The organism is Pseudoalteromonas sp. RB2-MNA-CIBAN-0110, assembly GCF_040309305.1.
Lineage (GTDB): Bacteria > Pseudomonadota > Gammaproteobacteria > Enterobacterales > Alteromonadaceae > Pseudoalteromonas > Pseudoalteromonas arctica.
In genome coordinates this window covers 75759-98687 of record NZ_JBEOOQ010000004.1, presented here as the reverse complement: position 1 = coordinate 98687, position 22929 = coordinate 75759, and the positions used below count along the sequence as shown (strand labels likewise).

The 22929-nt window shown below is 38.2% G+C and carries 18 protein-coding genes; 11 read left to right on the top strand and 7 right to left on the bottom strand.

The genetic code is table 11. From position 1 onward, the window contains the following. Positions 1–24: 24 nt before the first annotated feature. From AAEY68_RS04210 to gorA, 3 genes are all read right to left on the bottom strand, one after another. Positions 25–861 (bottom strand): mechanosensitive ion channel family protein, encoded by an 837-nt coding sequence (locus AAEY68_RS04210; RefSeq protein WP_024594472.1) that lies wholly within the window; start codon positions 859–861, stop codon positions 25–27. A 107-nt stretch (positions 862–968) separates the two neighbouring features. Continuing rightward, positions 969–1601, bottom strand: coding sequence for a hypothetical protein (locus AAEY68_RS04205; RefSeq protein WP_024594473.1), 633 nt, complete (start codon positions 1599–1601; stop codon positions 969–971). 264 nt (positions 1602–1865) lie between these two features. Further along, positions 1866–3227 carry a glutathione-disulfide reductase gene (gene gorA / locus AAEY68_RS04200; RefSeq protein WP_024594474.1) on the bottom strand — a complete coding sequence of 454 codons (1362 nt, stop codon included), beginning with the start codon at positions 3225–3227 and terminating at the stop codon, positions 1866–1868. 78 nt (positions 3228–3305) lie between these two features. Between gorA and AAEY68_RS04195 the strand changes: the two genes are divergently transcribed. The 7 genes from AAEY68_RS04195 to AAEY68_RS04165 all read left to right on the top strand — a co-directional run bounded on the left by AAEY68_RS04195 (position 3306) and on the right by AAEY68_RS04165 (position 11949). Continuing rightward, complete coding sequence (locus tag AAEY68_RS04195) at positions 3306–3980, top strand: DUF2461 domain-containing protein (RefSeq protein ID WP_024594475.1); 675 nt, start codon at positions 3306–3308, stop codon at positions 3978–3980. Between the two features lie 86 nt (positions 3981–4066). Further along, positions 4067–6106 (top strand): oligopeptidase A, encoded by a 2040-nt coding sequence (prlC, locus tag AAEY68_RS04190; RefSeq protein WP_024594476.1) that lies wholly within the window; start codon positions 4067–4069, stop codon positions 6104–6106. 139 nt (positions 6107–6245) lie between these two features. Beyond that, positions 6246–7424 carry a response regulator transcription factor gene (locus tag AAEY68_RS04185; RefSeq protein WP_007586368.1) on the top strand — a complete coding sequence of 393 codons (1179 nt, stop codon included), beginning with the start codon at positions 6246–6248 and terminating at the stop codon, positions 7422–7424. A gap of 57 nt (positions 7425–7481) precedes the next feature. After that, a complete protein-coding gene (locus AAEY68_RS04180) occupies positions 7482–8237 on the top strand; it encodes a class I SAM-dependent methyltransferase (RefSeq protein WP_010554084.1) in 756 nt (251 codons plus the stop codon). 222 nt (positions 8238–8459) lie between these two features. Next, positions 8460–9110, top strand: a complete 651-nt coding sequence (locus AAEY68_RS04175; RefSeq protein ID WP_350585557.1) for a TnsA endonuclease N-terminal domain-containing protein — start codon at positions 8460–8462, stop codon at positions 9108–9110. After that, on the top strand, positions 9107–10948 hold the full coding sequence (locus tag AAEY68_RS04170) for a TnsB C-terminal domain-containing protein (RefSeq protein WP_350585555.1): 1842 nt from the start codon (positions 9107–9109) through the stop codon (positions 10946–10948). Before AAEY68_RS04175 ends, AAEY68_RS04170 begins: the two co-directional genes overlap by 4 nt. After that, positions 10945–11949 carry a TniB family NTP-binding protein gene (locus AAEY68_RS04165; protein WP_350585554.1) on the top strand — a complete coding sequence of 335 codons (1005 nt, stop codon included), beginning with the start codon at positions 10945–10947 and terminating at the stop codon, positions 11947–11949. The genes AAEY68_RS04170 and AAEY68_RS04165 overlap by 4 nt, the downstream gene beginning before the upstream one ends. 213 nt (positions 11950–12162) lie before the next feature. On the opposite strand, the gene AAEY68_RS04160 is transcribed toward AAEY68_RS04165, so the two are convergent. The 4 genes from AAEY68_RS04160 to AAEY68_RS04145 all read right to left on the bottom strand — a co-directional run bounded on the left by AAEY68_RS04160 (position 12163) and on the right by AAEY68_RS04145 (position 15749). Next, a complete protein-coding gene (locus tag AAEY68_RS04160) occupies positions 12163–12810 on the bottom strand; it encodes a hypothetical protein (protein ID WP_350585553.1) in 648 nt (215 codons plus the stop codon). Between the two features lie 25 nt (positions 12811–12835). Further along, positions 12836–13453 (bottom strand): DUF998 domain-containing protein, encoded by a 618-nt coding sequence (locus AAEY68_RS04155; RefSeq protein ID WP_350585552.1) that lies wholly within the window; start codon positions 13451–13453, stop codon positions 12836–12838. A gap of 329 nt (positions 13454–13782) precedes the next feature. After that, on the bottom strand, positions 13783–15171 hold the full coding sequence (locus AAEY68_RS04150) for a DEAD/DEAH box helicase (protein ID WP_350585551.1): 1389 nt from the start codon (positions 15169–15171) through the stop codon (positions 13783–13785). Then, the gene (locus tag AAEY68_RS04145; protein ID WP_350585550.1) at positions 15165–15749 is read right to left on the bottom strand and encodes a VspR family transcription factor; all 585 of its coding nucleotides are present in this window, start codon (positions 15747–15749) and stop codon (positions 15165–15167) included. Before AAEY68_RS04145 ends, AAEY68_RS04150 begins: the two co-directional genes overlap by 7 nt. Positions 15750–15854: 105 nt before the next feature. Here AAEY68_RS04145 and AAEY68_RS04140 point away from each other — a divergent pair, with 105 nt between their 5' ends. The 4 genes from AAEY68_RS04140 to AAEY68_RS04125 all read left to right on the top strand — a co-directional run bounded on the left by AAEY68_RS04140 (position 15855) and on the right by AAEY68_RS04125 (position 22913). After that, entirely contained in the window at positions 15855–16163 is a 309-nt protein-coding gene (locus tag AAEY68_RS04140) for a helix-turn-helix domain-containing protein (RefSeq protein WP_350585549.1), read from the top strand. 194 nt (positions 16164–16357) lie between these two features. Continuing rightward, a complete protein-coding gene (locus AAEY68_RS04135; RefSeq protein WP_350585548.1) occupies positions 16358–18001 on the top strand; it encodes a type I restriction-modification system subunit M in 1644 nt (547 codons plus the stop codon). Beyond that, a complete protein-coding gene (locus AAEY68_RS04130) occupies positions 17991–19544 on the top strand; it encodes a restriction endonuclease subunit S (RefSeq protein WP_350585547.1) in 1554 nt (517 codons plus the stop codon). Before AAEY68_RS04135 ends, AAEY68_RS04130 begins: the two co-directional genes overlap by 11 nt. Before the next feature lie 51 nt (positions 19545–19595). Continuing rightward, positions 19596–22913 (top strand): type I restriction endonuclease subunit R, encoded by a 3318-nt coding sequence (locus AAEY68_RS04125; protein ID WP_350585546.1) that lies wholly within the window; start codon positions 19596–19598, stop codon positions 22911–22913. Positions 22914–22929 lie beyond the last annotated feature (16 nt).

The following is a 22929-nucleotide window of genomic DNA, read 5'->3' as shown; positions in this document are numbered from 1 at the left end:
TTTTTGTTTTAATGAAGGCGGGGTTTATGCCTCTCCTTCATCCTCTTTATTTTTTTCAGCCTCTTTGTACCATAACGCAAAAAAGCACTCTGTTAATTTGTGCTCTATCTCAAGCGCCTTTTCTGTCGGGCAAAACAAGGTAAAGCTTGCTTTAAATTCACCTAAATCGGTTGTACCAAAGTGAATTACTGGTTCTGGGCCAGATATTTTTGCATCAAGTTTACGCTCAATCATCGAATTATAACGGCTTGCTACTTCTTGAAACTCTTCGCAATACAGCTTAGCTTGCTCAGTTAATGTGTCGTGAATAGGGTACGGATTAAAGCTTTCTCTTCGGACAATAATAAAATGATGTGTAACAAAGCGTTTTACAAAGTTTAAGTTTTTAATAGAGCTGGTAATCAGCTTATTATTTGGTATGTATATGGTCTTTCTCGAAAATTGATAAGTATGTATATCAATTTCATGCATGGTTGTTTTTATCCAATCCGTTTCAGCTACTTCACCAAAGTAATCACCAACTTGTATCCAATCACCGACTCTAAACGGGCGAGTTGTTACTAGGTAAAAAAAGCCTATTACACACTGAATAAACTCACGCGTTGCAAGCACAATCGCTACAGCAAAAGCAGCAATAGAAAGTGCAAAGTTTTGAATTTCGGTAGACCACACAAATAGCAGCGATATCATCATTACAAAATTAATAAAATGCTTAATATTGTGTGCGATGTAACGAATATCTTTTTCTTTTTTTTCTGCGCGATTTTTAGCCAGCTTATCAACAAGTACTTTTAGTACAAATGCAATTGTGATCATTACAATTGAAAGAAGAAACGGATGCAGCAATATATCTTTAGTCATAATATCCAATTAAACGCGAGTTGATAAAAACAGGCTCAGTATATTGATTTATTAAACCAATTAGCAAATTTAGTGCAAAAAAAGTAACCAATAAAAATGGAGAAACGCTATTGAGTTACTTCATCAGTGCAATGTTTGTGATTTTTAGCCATTCTTTTTCGGCATATGAGTACAAGCTCAATGGCTGAAATAAAAATCAAAGTATAGCCAAGCGTTTCTATACCTTCTTCAACAATGTTTTTTACCGCACGTACATAGTCATCACCCATTACTGAATGCCAAAATGCGCCTTTGCCCATCATTCGCGAAAATGCGAGTAAAGTAACCATGCCTGATAAGCAAATTCCATAACTAGGAGTGAAGCTATAGGCTTTTAAAGCGTTAAAAATACTTCCTTTGTTTGTTATTAAATAAACAAACACGCCAGCTAAAATTGAATAGACGATACTTTGCCAAGCGCCATCAAAAAAGTATAAGTCGAGGTAGGTATCAAACTCTCTCACAAACATCATTGCCGATAACGCAGCTAGTAATACAGCTGGTATTTTGAGTTGAAAGTTAATTCGCGAAGCATAAAAAAATAAAATACAACTTAAAAAAGTTAAAACATCTTGCATATGTTCGGTAAGAGTTTCTTCACTGTAAAGTGCATACTGTTTTAATTCAAACCCTTCAAGTTGAATTAAATGAGCAACACCCGCTAGGCATAATAAATAAATAAAAGATCGCAGTAAAAACATAAATAACCAAGAGAAACTATAAATGCGCGAGATTCTAATTGTAAAAATGCCTTAAAGCCAAAACAAAATTTAAACTTTTAATATTTTTATCGGTCTAAAATTTTTGCTGTTAAAATAATGGCTTAGATATTTATTTAATGTTGAATGGATGTTTTTAATGTGACGTTTTAAGTGGTTTGTTGTGCAAAATATAACAAGCATTAAAAAGCCCTTACTAATTACTTAGTAAGGGCTTTTTATAATTGAGCGCTTAGAGCTTAGAGCTTAGCGCATCGTTACAAATTCTTCCGAGCCTGTCGGATGAATCGCAACAACGGCATCAAAATCAGCTTTAGTAGCGCCCATTTTCATGGCAACGGCAAAACCTTGAATCATTTCATCAACCGCAAAACCAATACCATGTAGGCCAACTACTTTTTCGTCAGGGCCGGCACATACAAGTTTCATTTTACAAGGCTGGCGATGTTTAGTTACCGCTGTGTACATAGCCGTAAAACCAGATTGATAAATTTTAACGTTTTCTTCGCCGTACTGAGAAATAGCTTCTTGCTCAGTTAAACCAATAGTACCAATAGGTGGATGACTAAATACAACAGTAGGAACTAAGCTGTAATCCATTTTTAAATCATCAGGTAGTTCTTTATTAAATAAACGCTCAGATAAAGTACGCCCTGCTTTTACTGCTACCGGTGTAAGTTCAATACCATTTTCGATGATATCGCCAACCGCGTATACATTTTTAGCTGTGGTATTTTGATACTCATCAACTTTTACAAAACCATCGCTGTTAACTTCTACGCCGGCAGCAGCGACATTAATTGCGTCTGTTGTTGGCTGGCGGCCAATGGCCCAAATTACTTGGTCAACATTATGAGTTTTGCCGTTATCTAAATGCAGTGTTACAGAGCCATCATCTTCTTTAACCAATTTATTTGGTACAGAGTGAGTATGTAAAGTAGGGCCTTCGGCAGCCATTACTTCAACAAGCGTATCTACAATATATGGGTCAAAACTACGAAGTGGGGCATGCTTACGTACAAATAAATGTGTTTCAGTACCTAAACCATGTAATACACCAGCAAGCTCAACGGCTATGTAGCCTGCGCCAATAACTGCAACGCGCTTAGGTTGCTCTTTTAGCTCAAAGAAGCCATTTGAATCGATACCGTGTTCAGCGCCTTCAATATGCGGAATGCTTGGGCGGCCGCCTACTGCAATTAATATATGATCGGCTGTGTAGTGCTCGCCGTTTACTTCAACTGTTTTATTATCTACAAATTTAGCAAAGCCTTTAATTACAGTAACGCCATTGCTAGCAAGGCCACTGTCATAACCTTTATGAATTCGGCCAATGTAGGCTTCACGGCTTTCTACTAGTTTGCTCCAATCAAAGCCTTTTACTTCAACATTAAAGCCGTAATCTGGGGCATATAAATTAATTGCTTCAGCAACCTGAGCACCGTGCCACATTACTTTTTTAGGTACACAGCCCACGTTTACACACGTGCCGCCCATGTGTTTTGCTTCTATAAGTGCTACTTTAGCGCCACGCATTGCCGCTCTATTTGCAGAGGCAATACCACCACTGCCACCACCGATTGCAATATAATCAAAGTGTTGTGTCATTTTATGTCCTTAGGCGTTGAGTTTTATGCGCATTAGCATAACATTAAGTTTTAAAAATAAAGAGTGTTTAGGTGACCTATGTTTAGTAAAAAAACATTCGAATTTCTTGCTCAGCTTGATAAAAACAATAATAGAGACTGGTTTAACGACCATAAATCACAGTATGAGGAATACGTAAGAGAGCCCGCTTTAGATTTCATTAGGCAAATGCAAGCACCACTTGCTGAGGTTTCTAGCCATTTTGTCGCATCAGATAAAAAAGTGGGCGGTAGTTTAATGAGAATCCATAAAGACGCGCGTTTTAGTAAAGATAAAACCCCATATAAAATTAATGTAGGAATTCAATTTCGCCATTTTATGGGAAAAGACGTACACGCCCCTGGTTTTTACTTTCACTTAGCAAATGACGAATGTTTTGTAGGTGCTGGTATTTGGCGACCAGAATCAAAGGCGCTTAATGCAATTAGAACCTGCATAGATGAAAACCCAAATAGCTATAAAAAAGCAATTTATGATGAGCAATTTAAATCTATTTTTGAAATGTCAGGAGAGTCGCTAAAACGCCCACCAAGAGGTTTTGAAAAAGAGCATCCCTTAATAGATGAGCTCAAACGAAAAGACTTTATAGCCATGAGCCCACTTACTAAAAAACAAGTATGCAGTAATAATTTAGTTGATATGGTGTTAGAACGTTATAAGGTGGCCGACTCATTAATGGGTTATTTGTGTTTTGCTCTGGAGCAACCATATTAAAATTAAACAACTTAAAAGCGGCTGAGTTGTTTTTTTACTTTTAGACCCAATTTAAAACGTAATGCATTAACGCAAAGAGAGTATTTATGAGCAACCCACTAATTGGCCTTGAAGGCTTACCACCATTTTCAAAAATAAAGCCTGAGTACGTAGTACCAGCACTAAAAGACGGTATTGAGCTTTGTCGTAAAGCCATTGATGACGTGCTAGCTAAAGGCTCGTATACGTGGGATGACTTAGTATTACCCCTTGAAGAAGCCGACGATAAATTATCGCGCATGTTCTCCCCTGTATCGCATTTAAATTCAGTAATGAATAACGACGAATTACGTGAAGCTTACGAGCAGTGCTTACCGTTAATATCTGAATATTCAACATTTGTAGGTCAGCACCAAGGTTTATACAACGCGTATAATACGCTTTATAACAGTGACGAATTTAAAACGCTGACTACAGCACAACAAAAAACAATTACTAATGCGCTACGCGATTTTAAATTATCGGGTATTGCTCTGGCGGCAGAGCAGCAAAAACGCTACGGCGAAATTAGCGCGCGTTTATCAGAACTTGCCTCAAAATTTGGTAACAACGTAATGGATGCCACACTTGCTTGGCACAAGCATATTACTGATGAGAGTGATTTAGCAGGCTTGCCAGAATCGGCTCTTGCACTTGCAGCTGATACAGCAAAAAGTAAAGAATTAGAGGGTTGGTTATTTACACTCGATTTTCCATCATATTTACCAATAATGGCTTACGCAGATAACCGCGAATTACGCAAAGAAACTTACACCGCGTTTTCTACGCGCGCATCAGATCAAGGCCCTAACGCCGGTGAGTTTGATAACTCTGACATTATGAGTGAGGAGCTTGCGCTTCGTCATGAACTTGCACAGTTACTAGGGTTTAACAGCTACGCTGAAAAGTCACTCGCGACTAAAATGGCCGAAACACCAGAACAAGTATTCTCATTTTTAGAAGACCTAGCAGCTAAATCAAAACCACAAGCAGAGCAAGAAGTGGCCGAGCTAAAAGCGTATGCTGAGCAAAAACACGGTATTTCTGAATTAGAAGCATGGGATTTTGGTTACTACAGCGAAAAGCTTAAGCAAGAAAAGTATGCAATTTCAGACGAAGTACTACGTCCTTACTTCCCAGCAAATAAAGTGCTTAGCGGCTTATTCGAAACCGTTAATCGCTTATTTAGTATTAGCGTAAAAGAAGTTACTGACTTTGATACTTATCACAAAGATGTACGTTTTTTTGAAATTGTAGATAGTAGCAATACTCTACGCGGACGTTTTTATCTCGATTTATATGCACGCGACCACAAACGTGGCGGCGCGTGGATGGACGACTGTATGGGTCGTAAAGTACGCGCTAACGGCGAACTACAAACTCCAGTGGCTTATTTAGTGTGTAACTTTAATAAGGCGGTTGGCGATAAACCGGCGCTGTTTACTCATGACGAAGTAACTACTTTATTTCATGAGTTTGGTCATGGTATTCACCACATGCTTACACAAGTTGATGCCGCGCCAGTGGCTGGCATTAATGGTGTAGCGTGGGATGCGGTAGAGCTTCCTAGTCAGTTTTTAGAAAATTGGTGTTATGACGAAGAAGCCCTGAGCTTTATTTCAGGTCATTATGAAACGGGTGAGCCGTTACCTAAAGAGTTACTTGATAAGTTACTTGCTGCTAAAAACTATAACTCAGGCGTACAAATGCTACGTCAAATTGAGTTTTCGTTATTTGATTTTAAAATCCATAACGATTACAAAGTGGGTGAGCAATGCCAAATTCAAGCAGTACTAAACGATGTACGTAGCCGCACATCAATCGTTAAACCGCCTGAGTTTAACCGTTTTCAAAATGGTTTTAGCCATATTTTTGCCGGTGGTTATAGTGCAGGTTACTACTCGTATAAATGGGCTGAAGTACTTTCTGCTGATGCATTTTCTAAATTTGAAGAAGAAGGTATTTTTAACGCTGAAACAGGGCAAGCCTTCATGCAAAATATTTTAGAAAAAGGCGGTAGCGAAGAGCCAATGGAATTATTTAAAAAGTTCCGTGGTCGTGAGCCAAATGTCGACGCGTTACTACGCCATAGCGGTATTGCTGTTTAAAAATTAATATTTAGCACAAACCAAATTAAAGCGCCTATATGGCGCTTTTTTATTATTTTAAAATTATTATCTAATAATTTTTAGTAATTTCATCCTACCGTACTATGCTTTTAGCACACCTAATAAAATGGACTAAGGCATGGCAAAGTTGGTATTGGCAATTGATGACGACAAGTACGTTCATCATATAATTGAAGAGTCTTTAGCAGGGTTTTGTAAAATAATTCATGCAAAAGATGGCGATGAAGGATTAAGGCTAACCAATAAATACAACCCAGATATTATTTTACTAGATATTGAAATGCCAGGTATGTCAGGTTATGACGTATGTAAAACAATAAAGCAAAGTCAAAATACTCAGGATATTCCCGTTATGTTTCTCTCATCTAAAATAGAGCTAAGCGATCGGGTAAAAGGTTATAGCGTCGGCGCATCTGATTACATTACAAAACCTTTTAATGCAGAAGAGTTAATAGCGCGAATAAAGGTACTTTACGAATATAGGCAAAAATGCGCAAAACTAAAATTGGATATAGTAAAAGCGAATAAAACAGCTGAAATGGCAATGACAGAGTCAGGCGATATGGGGCGTATAATGCGCTACGTTGGACAAAGTTATCACGCTAATAACTTTCAATCGTTGAGTGAATACTTTTTTACCTTTTTTGCTCCTTTAAATTTAGATGTTGTGGTGGTGTTTTGGTATCAAGGAAAAGGTATTTTTTACAGCCAGCAAAGTGGTGTTTGCCCGTTAGAGCAAGAGCTGCTTGAGCAACATCGAAATGCTCAACGATTTGTTGATATTGGTAGCAGCACTATTATTAATTACCCCAAAGTGTCCCTTTTGATAAAAAATATGCCAGTTGATAACGATGCTTTGTATGGGCGCTACAAAGATCTGTTCCCGCATATATTAGAAGTAACCAACGAGAAGGTTGTTACCATGGAAAGAAGCGAAAGCAGTTATGAGCAGGCAGCTCAAATAAGTACAGCCCTTCAAGATATTGTTAAGCAGTTAACTACTCAAAATGTAGAGCAAAACAAAAGTACTAAAGAGTTTATAGAGCAGCTACATGAACTTGACTGCGCTATTAAGCTACAACAAACACAAGCAAATCCTGCGGATCTCACTTTATATATATCTCAATTGGATCAAACAATGCAGTTATTTGTATCGGCTAATAGTGATTTAGCCTTTATCAAATATCAGCTTAAACAAGTTGCCGAAAGCCGCAATGAACTTATATCCAATTTACGTACTAAAGCGGAAGCCGCAAAGGTCAATACGAATCATCATAGTGATATAGAGCTATTTTAGTGCTTTAAAGTAAAGCGGTTGATATACTACAGGCGTATTTTATCGTCGGAGTTTATTGTGGTTATTCAGTGTGCTTTTAAAGAGTTACGCCCTTATTTAAATGAATTAGAAACACGCTTTGGTTTAGCCCAATGGGCGCAAAATTGCAGTGGCTTTAGCTTACATTACGACGATAAAGGGTTAAGCCTATTTAAAACCGACGAGCCTAAACTAGGCGCAATTAATGTTGATTTTGTAACCGGTGCTGCCGCCCATAGGCGTAAGTTTGGCGGTGGTAAAGGGCAAGCTATAGCTAAAGCGGTTGGCTTAAACAAAGGTGCAACACCTGTTGTACTTGATGCTACCGCAGGCTTAGGGCGAGATGGTTTTGTACTTGCCTCGCTAGGGTGCAAAGTTATATTACATGAACGTCACCCGGTTGTAGCTGCACTTTTATACGATGGTTTAAAGCGAGCCTATAGCGATATTGAAATTGGTTTGTGGATGAAAGAAAACATGAGCCTAATATTTGGCTCAAGCCATACTTTGCTCTCTCAATGCGAAAGCATGCCTGATGTTGTTTATTTAGATCCCATGTTCCCGCATCGCGAAAAATCAGCATTAGTTAAAAAAGAAATGCGCGTATTCCAAGAGCTTGTTGGTGCAGACAACGACGCTGACGACCTACTTGATTTTGCCTATCCACTTGCCAGTAAGCGTGTCGTTGTAAAGCGCCCCGATTACGCCCCATTCTTAAACGAAAAAACCCCAAGTATGCAGATCAAAACCAAAAAGAACCGTTTTGATGTCTATGTAAAAGCGGCAATGGTTTAAGCATCAAAACAAATCGGCGTTATATCCCTAGAACTTTGTCGCTGCAACCATAGCTTGGCATAATACAACCATACTTTGACATAATACAATCATACTTTGACATAAAACCTTCTTTAAAAATAAAGTTTAAAAATTAAATTGAGTATAATCAATTTATTGTAATTTTATTAAGCCATAGAGTGACATAGTTGTTTTTATTTGTATAGTATGTGTACTAAATTAATGAAAATGGTTATTTTACTCATGTATATACGTAACTTAAGAAAGCCTTCTCCGAATAAAAATGTATTCAAATTTGCTAGCACTAAAGTTAGTAATGTAATTATGTGTGAAAGTACATTAGAGTTTGATGTATGTTTTCATCATGAATATAACGACTTGATAGAGAGCTTTGGAAGTCAGCCTGAAGGCTTTAAATATGAGTTTATGGGTAAAACCTTGCCTTACACACCAGATACACTTATTTCATATACAGATAAAACTCAAAAATACCACGAATATAAACCCTACTCAAAAATCACTTCTCCATTATTTAGAGCAAAGTTTGCTGCCAAAAGGGCTGCATCATTAAAAATGGGAATAGACCTTGTTTTAGTGACTGATAGACAAATTAGGGTAAACCCAATATTAAACAACTTAAAATTATTACACCGATATTCAGGTGTTTACGGTATAAGTAGTATTCAAAATGAGTTGCTCAGTTTCATTCATAAGTCAGGGGCAATTAAGCTAAATGATATAAGCTCTCAGGTTGGTTTACCTATTGGTGAAACACGCTCCTTCGTCTTTGGGCTAATGCATAAAGGGTTGATAGAAGCTGACCTAGGGCATGATAATTTAACTAATAATCCAACTTTATGGGCTAGACTATGACTGACTTTTTTAATGAGTTTGATGGGTCACTAATTCCATTAAAGCCACAAACACCCAAACAATATGTCAAATTAGATGATGCCAACTTAATCAAGCGTGATTTGGATACCTTTCCAGATACCTTTAAAAACCAAGCGCTACAAAGGTATAAGCTAATTAGTTCTATAGATAAAAAACTTTCACGTGGGTGGACCCAACGAAATTTAGATCCTATTTTAGATGAGCTTTTTAAAGGGAGTGACGAAGTTCGGCCAAATTGGCGGACTGTTGCTCGTTGGCGTAAAAAATACATCGAAAGCAACGGTGATATTGCCTCCCTTGCTGATAAAAACCATAAAATGGGAAACAGAACCAGCCGTATAGAAGGGGATGATAAGTTTTTTGATAAAGCATTAGAACGATTTTTAGATGCTAAAAGACCTACTGTAGCAACTGCATATCAGTACTATAAAGACCTTATTGTTATTGAAAATGAGAGTATTGTTGAAGGCAAGATTCCAATAATATCCTACAATGCCTTTAATAAAAGAATCAAAGCAATACCCCCATATGCAGTAGCGGTCGCAAGGCATGGTAAATTTAAAGCAGATCAATGGTTTGCTTACTGCGCTGCGCACGTACCCCCTACAAGAATATTAGAGCGTGTAGAGATTGATCATACACCACTTGATTTAATCCTACTTGATGATGAGTTACTTATCCCTATAGGAAGACCTTACCTAACATTACTTATTGATGTATTTAGTGGCTGTGTTCTTGGTTTTCATCTTAGCTATAAATCTCCTTCGTACGTATCTGCGGCTAAGGCTATTACTCATGCGATTAAACCAAAGTCTCTTGATGCTCTGAATATAGAACTACAAAATGATTGGCCTTGCTTTGGTAAATTTGAAAATTTAGTTGTAGATAATGGTGCTGAGTTTTGGTCTAAAAACCTAGAGCATGCTTGTCAGTCAGCAGGAGTAAATATCCAATATAACCCTGTACGCAAGCCTTGGTTAAAACCCTTTATAGAGCGTTTTTTTGGGGTGATTAATGAGTGTTTTTTACCTGAATTACCAGGAAAGACATTTTCAAATATTTTAGAAAAAGAAGAATATAAACCTGAGAAAGATGCAATTATGCGCTTCTCAACTTTTGTTGAAGAATTTCACCGCTGGATCGTGGATGTATATCATCAAGATAGTAATTCACGTGAAACTCGAATCCCAATTAAACGTTGGCAACAAGGATTTGATGCATATCCCCCTTTAACTATGAGTGAAGAAGATGAAGCGCGCTTTGATATGTTAATGCGCATCTCAGACTCAAGAACGTTAACGAGAAATGGTATTAAATATCAAGAGTTAATGTATGACTCAACAGCTTTGGCTGATTACCGTAAACATTATCCACAAACAAAAGAAACTATAAAAAAACTTATTAAAGTTGATCCTGATGATATTTCAAAAATTTATGTTTACTTAGAAGAGCTGGAAAGCTACCTAGAAGTACCGTGTACAGACCCTACCGGTTATACGGACGGGTTAAGTATCTATGAACATAAAATAATAAAAAAAATTAACAGGGAAATCATACGGGAGTCTAAAGATAGTTTGGGCTTAGCTAAAGCACGCATGGCTATTCATGAGCGAGTAAAACAAGAGCAAGAAGCTTTCATTGAATCAAAAACTAAAGCAAAAATTACAACTGTCAAAAAGCAAGCTCAAATAGCTGATGTAAGCAACACAGGAACGGGCACTATTAAGGTTTCTGAAAAAAGTGCAGCCCCTGTGCAAAAAAATATAAGCAACGATATTTTTGATGATTGGGATGATGACTTAGAGGCATTTGAATGAATGCCTTAACAGAATTACAGATCGAACAGTTGCGCAACTTTAGCGATTGCATTGTTATGCACACTCAAATCAAAACAATTTTTAATGACTTTGATGAGCTGAGATTAAACCGTATATTTCAGTCAGACCAGCAGTGTATGCTATTAATTGGTGATACAGGCGTAGGAAAAAGCCATACCATTAATCACTACAAAAAAAGAGTTCTAGCTACACAGGATTATAGCCGAAATACTATGCCAGTCTTAATAAGTCGTATATCTAGGGGAAAAGGCTTAGATGCTACTTTAATTCAAATGCTGGCAGATCTGGAGCTATTTGGAAGTAGTCAAATTCAAAAGCGAGGCTACAAAACAGATCTTACTAAAAAGCTTGTAGAAAGCTTAATTAAAGCTCAAGTTGAGTTACTCATCATTAATGAGTTTCAGGAGTTAATAGAGTTTAAAAGCATACAAGAGCGGCAACAAATCGCAAATGGGTTAAAGTTTATTAGTGAAGAAGCCAAAGTGCCAATAGTACTGGTTGGTATGCCTTGGGCTGCAACAATAGCTGAAGAACCACAATGGGCTTCTCGCTTAGTTAGAAAAAGAAAACTTGAATACTTTAGCTTAAAAAATGACAGCAAGAAGTACTTTCGTCAATATTTAATGGGGCTAGCTAAGAAAATGCCATTTGATGAGCCTCCTAAGCTTGAAAGTAAAAATACCACAATAGCGTTGTTTGCTGCATGTCGAGGTGAGAATCGAGCTCTTAAACATCTACTGTTGGAGGCTTTAAAATTAGCATTGAGTTGTAACGAGTATCTTGAAAATAAACATTTTATTGCAGCTTATGACAAGTTTGATTTTTTTAATGATAAAGAAAAACAAAAGTTAAAAAACCCTTTTGAACAAGATGCTAAAGATATTGTTATTTATGAGGTAATTAAAAGCTCATCATACAACCCAAATGCATTAGATCCAGAAGATATGCTTACAGGCCGAACGTTTACAATAGTAAAGTAAGCTGTACTAGCCTAAGGTTGATTAAGGAGATTCAAACGGGAAAGTCTTAACTTCAAGTACCAGTGTAGTGGTGATTTTATTAAGCCTGACAGTCGCATATGTGCCAATTGCAGACAGTGGTAACGCTTGCCTAACCGGCGCGAAATAGCAGGCTAAAATTAGCGACGAAGGAGCGCAAGCCTGCTGTTTTGCGTCCTTTGGTTTAGGCACTTGTTAAGTGCACGTTAAATACATTGGTACACTCCACCCATGTTCAAAAGCAGACTTAGCAAATGTATTATTCTCAATTTTAAAGCCATGCGATTCAAAGTAAGGGATTTGCTCATTTGATGAAGTGGTTAATGTGATTCTTGAAATTTTGTTTGCACGACAATACTGCTTAATTTGGTCCAAATGGATACCAAAAAGGTTAAGTGATCTAAAGTGGTGTAAATCATATTTTTTATCTTTAGATACAACAGGTTTATAAGGATTATAAAAAGCAACGTCCGCAATAAATAAATCGTTAGGGTACATTCTACAAAGTAAAAGCTGAATACAACCTCGTGAATGAACCTTCGGATCATCAAGTAAAGCGTACGAGAAAGACAAATCTTGTATAACTTTACGTTTAATGACTTTTTCTACTTTTTGATAAATTAGAGGATTTCTCTGATCAAAATCAGATGCTAATTTTTGTGGATTTACTTTAGCCCCAGATTCAACAAATAACATCCAAGCTTGAGCGCCAATTTCAAAAAGAATATTTGGGTCTTTTTCTGCTATTGTTAATACACTTTCGATACCCAATTGTTCGAATTCTATGTTGCAATCAAATTTATTAGTAATTGATTGTTTTTGAAATACATCATGTAGCTTCATACTTTCCCTTAGTGCACTTAACGCCTCAATCAGCCGACGCGTGAGCGGTCGGCTGGATTGACTTGTTAACTGAAAATTGATGCAAAATTAGCATGTGAGCTGCAACACCAAACCAACCCATTGTTGGGACTGCCCATAAGCGTTGAATTAAACCGTTAAGTTCCTGCGGTATAAATCCTGCGTAAATAAGCCAAAACATAAAAACGTGCAATACAGTTACCCCTACAGAAAAGCTTTCAAACAGGCCTGATTTAACAATATTTTTAAATTCTAAGGCAAAGGCCATTGGCACAATTATCATAAAAATCGATAAATTGTACAAAAGATGAAGTGGAGTTTCTAGTGTCCAAATACCCGCACTTATCATACTTATACCAAGTAAAAAAGCCGACAATGTAGCCGCAGAAAAACGACTTTGCGAAGTTTGATGTATACCAAAAGCAAATCCACACATCGACAAGCCAATAATGATGTCTGCTGCCCGATGAGTAAAAGCGAACACAGGAGCTTCCAGCGCAACATGGCTAATACTTTTAGAAAAAAAGTCGAAGTCAGGAATGATAATACCCAACCCAATATTAATTATTGAAGCTATCCAAACTAAATGCGCTTGCTTAATCAGCCAGTAATTTAAAATTCGCACTAACTTTCCTTTTCAGTTAACAATTTAATAGTGCGCTCATCGCGCATATTTTTGCAGACTTAACGCTCATTTTTCTACATTATATAGTTTTAACAAATAACCTAAGGTATTACTATCTCTAAGTTTTCTACCACTTTAAAGTAAAGTTAAATAGAACAATATGCGCTTGCCGCTCATTTCCATGAATATATGAGCAAAGAGCAGTTTGACCAACCAATTAACTATTATATTTAGCTAATCTCAATGACTGGTTATCGCTCATAGGGGCCTGCCAGATGAAACCTAAGCCTAATAATTAAAGCTCTCTGAACTGATTGAATTACTTGAAATTAACTTACTAAAAACGTCTCTATTACCCGCTCTCTAAATCCGCCAAAGGCCTGTAAATAGCTTGCTTCTTTAGGTTCAATTTGCAGCTGACTTGATTCGTTTGATCCCCATGAAAATAATAAATCATCAATTTCAGCAATCGGCTGACTATCGGGCCTAGTGGAGCTTGTCTTTTTATGAGTCTCTGTTCCAAAATATTCATTCGCTATGGCGTTATTTCTTATCAGTACACAAGTGTCAGGTAGCTCTTGGTCAATTCTATTTGCAAAAGTGCTTAGTGTTTCTTCGGCTAGGGTGAATAGCCAAGCTTCTTGGTTGGGGGAACTGTTTACTCTTAATATACGGCCAAGTACCTGCCTAAAATAAAGCTCGGTTTTAACTCTGCTTAAATGGCAGCATACCTGTAGCCTTGGTATGTCAGTACCTTCCGACACCATGCCAACGCTTACAATCCATTGCGTGTTGCTAAAGCGAAAATGGCTGATTCTATCGCCAGCATCACTTTCTTTGTAAGTAACTATGGTTGCTGATTGATGAAAAAGGTTGGTTAGTACAGTCACTATTTGCTCTGCATGTTCAACAGAAGAGGCCACAATTAGCCCTGCTGCATTGCTGTTTTGCAGCCTAATAGTGGCGAGCTTACTTACTCCTTGAGCAACAATGTAATTGATTACAGCTTCGTGCTTAATTAGATCTTGGTAGGAAATCGATGGATCTTTTAGCAAAGACTTTAATGAGTTATAGGTTTTAGTTTCCTGTTTCGTGGTTGTTACCGAAATTTCTTCATTATCAATTAAAACAATTTTAGGGTTACGGCAAACGCCATCATTTACCGCCTGTTGCAGCGAGTAAGTGTAATTGCATTGAATTTTATTATCAGGGTCGCTATAAGTTGCTAATGCAATAGGGAGAAGGTCAGAGCGCCAAGGTGTGCCTGTTAAAGCTAACGTGAAAGCAGCTTGCTGTTGAATGTTTTTAACAATACCTTGCCCCCATACATTAGCATCCTCAATGCTTGAACCAGCGCAATGGTGTATTTCATCAAACACCACTAACACGCGGTTGTTCTTTAATAGTTTCCAGTAGTCGTCACTAAAAAAGCGCATGTTTTGATAAGTATACGAGCAACCAACTGAGCCAATAACACCGTCAAAATTACAATTTAAACGTTTAGCAAACGTCTTTCTAATGCCATTTGCAACCTCACTAGAGGGTGAAAAACAAATCACAAAGTCTATTTGCTTTGTATCAAATAAATAAGCAGTAACTTCTGCCGCCAACACGCTTTTACCAGCCCCAGGTGTAGCTAAACAAAAAAAGTGTTTATGGTTTTGAGAGTAATGTTTTTTAACTGCCGATAAGCAGGCTGTTTGCCAAGCCCTTAACATGACTGTTTTTCTGTTATTTTATTACCCAGTAAAGTCTGCAAAGCATTTATTTTGCCAAGTAATTTAATCGATTTTTCCTTAGCCTGATTGTGGTGTAGTTGTAATTGTTCATGTAGTTTGGGGTAACGTGCTTTAAGGCGTTTGTACTCTTTAGCTTCTTCAAGCAAAGTACTTAAATCAATTTCATATGTTAGTAAGTCTTTTTTAAGCTCTTCTTGGTACTCAGTAATTCCAAGATTTTCAGCTGTGGTGTTAGTAGAGTTACTGTTAGAAGTATAAATTTTTTTTGCTCTACTTCCTCTAGAATTAGGCACAATTTCTAAATTTAAAAATAACTCCGTTTTTGAGTAAATAACTTCTTTAACTCCATTGTTTAATTTATTGGTTCGCTTTAATAGTCCTTTTTCAACATTACGAGTTAATTGACGGTATATAAACTTTCGGGTTTCTACTGCATCAGTAAACGCAGATTGTTCATGTAATAAAGCGTCTTTAGCTTCTGTTACAGTGAAGTTATCCATCTGTTTGATTACCAAAAGAAAATGTAAAAATACATTCATATTCGCTTTCTTACTCATTGCTAAACTTTACCACTCACCATAAACTTAGGATTCCTAAGTATACATGCTCATGTAAAAACTAGACAATCATTTAAATGTAAGAGTTACCAAGATGAAGCAACGGTGCAGGTTAAATCCTTTTTTACAGAGCGTCTTAAAGAGGCTCGAAAGCGAATGAAAATAAGCCAAAAAGAGTTAGGTATTAAAATGGGGATGGACCCAAGTTCTGCCAGTGGCAGAATGAACCATTACGAAACAGGTCGTCATATGCCCGATCTTGCAACACTCAAAAATCTAGCGACCGAGCTAAATGTTCCCGTAAATTATTTTTTTTGTGAGTCAGAAGAAAGCGCAACACTGGCGTGTTTAATCGAAAAGCTTGATGACGAAGGTAAGCGTAAGCTCATTCAATTATTAGAATTAAAACAGTAAAATACACGTATAATCGGGCGTAAATATATGCCTGATTTACAGTAGTCGTTTTTTAACAAACATACCTTTTTAAAAATTATTTTATATCTCTTTTTTTAATACCAATTTATTACTAATTAACACTCAAAAAACCACGACCTTTGCGGTATGATAAGCCAATAATTTATATTGATATTCTTGCAAAGAGAGACCACATGGACGCTGCATCAAAAAAGCCTGCTACTAAAAAAGCCGCAAAAAAAACACAAGTCGGGTTTGAAGAATCCCTTTGGGACGCCGCCAATAAACTGCGCGGAAGTGTTGAATCAGCCGAATATAAGCACATTGTTTTAAGCTTAATCTTTCTTAAATTTATTAGTGATAAATTTGAAGTGCGTAAAAAGGCTATCGTTGCTGAGTACGGTGATGAATACATCGACATGGTCGACTTTTACGCGATGGATAACGTGTTTTACCTCCCAGAAGACGCACGCTGGTCGACTATTCAAATCAACGCTAAGCAAGGCGATATTGCTGTAAAAATAGATACCGCACTGCACGCGGTTGAAAAAAACAATAAATCACTCGCGGGCGCATTGCCCGATAACTACTTTTCTCGTTTAGGGCTTGATGCTAGTAAGCTTTCAGCGCTTATCGATACCATTAATAATATCGACACTATTGCCAACCAAAACGAAAAAACAGAAGAAGACTTAGTTGGCCGTGTGTACGAATACTTTTTAGGTAAGTTTGCCGCATCTGAAGGTAAAGGTGGGGGCGAGTTCTATACGCCAAAATCAATTGTTACCCTAATAGCCGATATGATTGAACCATTTGAAGGCAAAATTTACGACCCATGTTGTGGCTCGGGCGGTATGTTTGTGCAATCGCTTAAGTTTATTAATAGCCATAACGGTAATCAAAAAAACATATCTATTTATGGGCAAGAGTACACCAACACCACCTATAAACTGGCTAAAATGAACCTAGCCGTGCGCGGTATTTCGGGCAACTTAGGCGATGTAGCGGGCGATACCTTTTTTAAAGACCAACACCCCGACCTAAAAGCTGATTACATTATGGCAAACCCACCGTTTAACCAAAAACAGTGGCGCGCCGATAACGAACTAGTTGACGATGCTCGTTGGGCAGGTTACCCAACACCGCCTACAGGTAATGCCAACTATGCGTGGATCATGCATATGATCTCAAAACTGAGCGAGCATGGCACCGCAGGCTTTGTATTGGCCAATGGTTCAATGAGTTCAAACACCAGTGGCGAGGGCGATATTCGCCAAAAAATAATCGAAAACGATTTAGTCGATTGTATGATAGCCCTACCCGGGCAGCTGTTTTACACCACGCAAATTCCGGTGTGTTTATGGTTTATAAGTAAAGACAAACGCGGTAATAACGAAAAAGGCCTACTAAAACGCCGCGACCGCCAAGGCGAAACGCTATTTATAGACGCTCGCGAAATGGGCTCTATGGTTAACCGCACTTTAAAAGAACTCACCAACGACGACATAGCTAAAATAACCGAAACTTACCATATTTGGCGCGGCGAAGAGCTTGCCATTGAAAGTACTGAGCGAGAAAGCGCAAATAAAGAGCAAGAACAGGAATATGCAGATATCGCCGGTTACTGTAAATCAGCCACCCTTGCCGATATAAAAGCAAACGACTACGTACTTACCCCAGGGCGCTATGTAGGCGCTGCCGATATTGTAGACGATGGCATTCCCTTCGAAACTAAAATGAGCGAGCTTAGCCAAACCCTGTACAGCCAAATGAATCAAGCGGAAGAGCTTGATAAAGCTATCCGTAAAAATTTGGAGGCACTGGGTTATGACAAATAAGTACCCCAAAGTTAGGTTGGATGAAATATCCAATAATATATCTAGACCTTTCCCTTTAAAAAAGAAAGAAAAAGCCATTTTTGTAAATACTGGTGATGTTTCAAAGGGGGCTTTTTTACATCAAAATTATAGTAATGTAGCTGGTTTACCTGGCCAAGCGAAGAAAGCAATTTTAAACGGGGATATACTTTTTTCAGAAATAAGACCTGGCAATGGCCGTTATGCAAGAGTTAATTTTGAGATAGCAGATGATTTTGTGGTATCTACTAAGTTCATGATTTTAGTGTTAAATCATGAGTTAATGGACAGTGACTACTTTTATCTTCAATTAACAAGTACAGAAACTTTAGCTGAATTTCAGAGAATTGCAGAGTCTCGGTCAGGGACTTTTCCACAAATTACATTTGAGGCTATCTCTCATTATCCATTCTACTGCCCTGATAAGAAAACGCAGAAGAAAATATCATCGTCACTTATTACCATAAACGAAAAAATCGAGCTAAACCAAAAAACAAACCAAACTTTAGAACAGATGGCGCAGGCGTTATTTAAAAGCTGGTTTGTTGATTTTGATCCTGTATTCGACAACCTACTTGCCAGCGTTGATTTTAACTTAGACAACCTTGAAACTAGTCTGCCTGACGAGTTAAAACAAAAAGCACAGCGCCGCTTAGCGGTACTGGACAGTTTAAAAAATGCTACAGAATACAAAGCATCACTCAGTGCGCTCGCTCACGAGTTACAAGCACAGCTACCAACAAAAGAAGCAACTCAAGCAGCAGTGCAAGTATCAGAAAAAGCCGCTGAAACACCTGTTAAAGCAAACTTTAACGGCAACCCTAAAATATTAGTCCAACACGCCAACACCCACGCTCACTTCCCCAATGAGTTCGAACACAACGAACAACTAGGCTGGATACCAAAGGGTTGGGAAGTGAATCAGCTTTCAGAAATTACGACTGAATTAAGACGTGGCATTTCACCTAAATATATAGAAGAAGGTGGTGTTCAGGTAATAAATCAAAAGTGCATCCGTAATCATGAGGTTAACTTCACTCCGTGTCGGAGAAATAATACCGAGTTACGCAAAATTACTGGTAGAGAACTCAATGTTGGTGATTTACTTATTAACTCAACAGGTGTTGGTACACTTGGAAGAATGGCTCAAGTAAAGTACTTAAATGAAGTAACTGTTGTTGACTCCCATGTGACAGTTGTAAGAGCCGATAGTGAAATATATCCGGTGTACTCATTTGCACAGATGATGTTATCAATTGAAGACAAAATAGAAGCTCTTGGTCATGGGAGTACAGGCCAAACAGAGCTCAGCAGAAAAACTGTTTCTGAACAGTGGGTTTTAGTACCTAAAAGCAAAGCACTAAACCATTTAAATTCTCAATTAATTAGTATTAGTGAAAAAATAGTTCTCAATAGCCGTCAAATTAACGAGTTAACCAAACTCCGTGACACGTTACTACCCAAACTCATCTCTGGCGAATTACAAATACCTGATGTAGCCACTGATGAAGAAATAGTAGATTAATAACCTGATCAGTGCGTTTAAAGGCCAAAATAAAAAGAATAAGGATGTTTGATGAAATTTACTGAAGCCAAATTAGAACAAGCGGTGGTTGAGCTATTAGGCGAGCAAGGTTACCCGCATTTATTAGGCGGTGAGCTCACCCGTAGTAACAGCGACGTATTAATAAAAGAAGACCTCCGTGCTTTTTTAACTAAGCGTTACGCTAAAAATAATATTACCACCGGCGAAGTAGACTCAATTGTAAAGCAACTAACCGATTTACCTCATAGTGACTTATACGAGAGTAATAAAACCTTTTGTAAGTGGCTAAGTGATGGTTTTTTATTGAGCCGCGAGCGAGGCAGGGTAGCAGGCAGCGCGGCGCAAAAAGATTTGTATGTTCAGCTGCTTGATTACGACAACGTTGAGCAAGGTATTAAAAGTAGCTTAACGGTTGGTAGTGCAATAGCACAAGCTGCTTTAGATAATGTGAATGAAGCAAGCGTAACCTACTTGCAAGATGGCAATATCTATCGCTTTGTTACCCAGTTAGAAATAGAAAGCCCCACAACTTACGACAATATTGAACTGCGTATTCCCGATGGCATTTTATATGTAAATGGCTTGCCATTGGTGGTGTTTGAATTTAAAAGCGCAATACGCGAGCAAGCTCCTATTTTTGAAGCGTTTGAGCAGTTAACTATTCGCTATCGTCGTGCTATTCCGCAGTTATTTGTGTTTAATACCTTGTGCGTTATAAGCGATGGCGTAAACAATAAAATGGGTAACTTATTTGCGCCTTATCAGTTTTTTTACTCGTGGGGTAAAGTAACGGGGCAAGAGCTCACCGCGCAAGAGGGGATTAACTCGTTACATACGTTATTGCAGGGCTTGTTTGATAAAGCACGCTTACGCGATGTAATACGCAACTTTGTATTTTTTCCCGACTCTGATAATAAAAACGCGGGCAAAAAAGAGGTAAAAATTGTGCCGCGTTACCCGCAATATTATGCGGCTAATAAACTGTTTGAAAATATAAAACTGCATTTAAAGCCACAAGGTGATGGTAAAGGCGGTACGTACTTTGGCGCAACGGGTTGCGGTAAAAGTTACACCATGCAATTTTTAACACGCTTGTTGATGAAAAGCGTTGAACTTAAAAGCCCAACCATTATTTTAATTACCGACCGAACCGATTTAGACGATCAGCTTTCGCAGCAGTTTGGTAATGCAAAAACCTACATTGGCGACGACACGGTAAAAACTGTTACCAGCCGTACTCACTTACGTGAATTACTAGAAGGCCGTAACAGTGGTGGTGTGTTTTTAACGACCATTCATAAATTTACCGAAGACACTGCGCTTTTAACCGATCGCACTAACGTTATTTGTATTTCTGATGAGGCGCATCGTAGCCAAGTTAATCTTGATCAAAAAATTACTATTACCGAAAAGGGGGTAAAAAAGACCTTTGGTTTTGCTAAATACCTGCATGACTCATTGCCTAATGCCACTTATGTTGGTTTTACTGGCACCCCAGTAGACGCTACTTTAGATGTATTTGGTGAAGTGGTTGACTCCTACACCATGACTGAGTCGGTTAAAGATGAAATAACCGTGCGCATTGTATACGAAGGCCGCGCCGCCAAGGTGTGTTTAAACAACAGCAAGTTGGCTGAAATTGAAGCCTATTACAAAGAATGCGCCGATGCAGGCAGTAACGAGCTGCAAATAGAAGACAGTAAAAAAGCCACCGCTAACATGAATAGCATTCTAGGCGATCCTGACCGTATTAAAGTTTTAGCAAGGGACTTTGTTGAACATTATGAAAAACGCGTTGAGGAAGGCTCTACGGTCGCAGGAAAGGCGATGTTTGTGTGTAGCTCGCGAGGAATTGCTTATCAGCTGTATCAAGAGCTAGAAGAACTACGCCCACAGTGGTTTGATGTAGTAGATACTGATGACGCCCAAAAACTATCAGATACCGAGCGAAAGCGCGCCATTAGCGAAGGCCGTATTGCTGCGCCTTCTGAAAAAGTAAAAATGGTGATGACGCGTGGCAAAGACGACGTTGAACGCTTATATAATTTACTTGGCAGTAAAGACGAACGTAAAGAGCTTGATAAGCAATTTAAAAACAAAAATTCAAACTTCAAAATAGCCATAGTGGTAGACATGTGGCTAACCGGTTTTGATGTGCCATTTTTAGATACCATGTACATAGATAAGCCACTGCAAAAGCACAGCTTAATACAAACTATTTCGCGGGTTAATCGCCAGTTTGAAGGCAAAGATAAAGGCTTGGTGGTTGATTACATTGGTATTAAATCTGAAATGAATAAAGCCTTAGCGCAGTACTCAAAAACAGACGAAACCAATTTTGAAGATATAACCGCCTCGGTTATTGAAGTAAAAAACCACTTAGCGCTACTTGCCGAGCTATTTCATAAATTTGACAGCAGCCCGTACTTTACCGGTGAAGCTGTTGCCCAATTAAACTGTTTAAACCACGCCGCTGAGTTTGCACTTATTACCGAAAAGCGGCAAAAGCGCTTTATGGATTTAGTTAAGCGTTTAAAAGCCGCTTACGATGTATGTTGTGGCAGTGAAAAAATTAACGAAAGTGAGCGTAACCACATTCACTTTTACCTTGCCATTCGCTCTATTATTTACAAACTAACCAAAGGCGAAGCGCCCGATACTGCGCAAATGAACGCCAAAGTGCGTGAAATGATAAGCGAGGCCCTACAAAGCGACGGCGTTGAGGAAATATTTAAACTCGGTAATGAAGACGGCGGCGAAATCGACATTTTTAATGACGATTACATCGCCAAAGTAGAAAAAATAAAACTCCCCAATACCAAAATTAAAATACTGCAACAAATGCTAGCCAAAGCCATTGGTGAGCTTAAAAAAGTAAATCAAACCCAAGGTATCGATTTTACTAAACGCTTTGAGTCGCTGGTACAGCGCTACAATGAGCGAAAAGAAGATGACGTACTGGTAAGTAGCGTACTTGATGACTTTTCAGAAAGTATGGTTGATATGATTTACAGCGTACGCGACGAAATGAACGCCGGCGACGAGCTAGGCATTGATATTGAAGAAAAAGGCTTTTACGACGCCCTAAAAATGTTAGCGATCAAATACGACTTTGATTACCCCGAAGATAAGCTCATTGAGCTGGCCCAAGCGGTAAAAGTAATTGTAGATGACAAGGTGAAATTTGTTGATTGGAATCACCGCGACGATATTAAATCATCACTTAAAGTAGAGCTGATTTTAATACTCGCTAAATTTAAATACCCACCCATCAGCCACGATGAAGTGTATAAAGAAATATTTGATCAAGCGCAGAGTTTTAAAATTAATAGAGTAAAAGATAATTAGAGAAACACTATAAAAG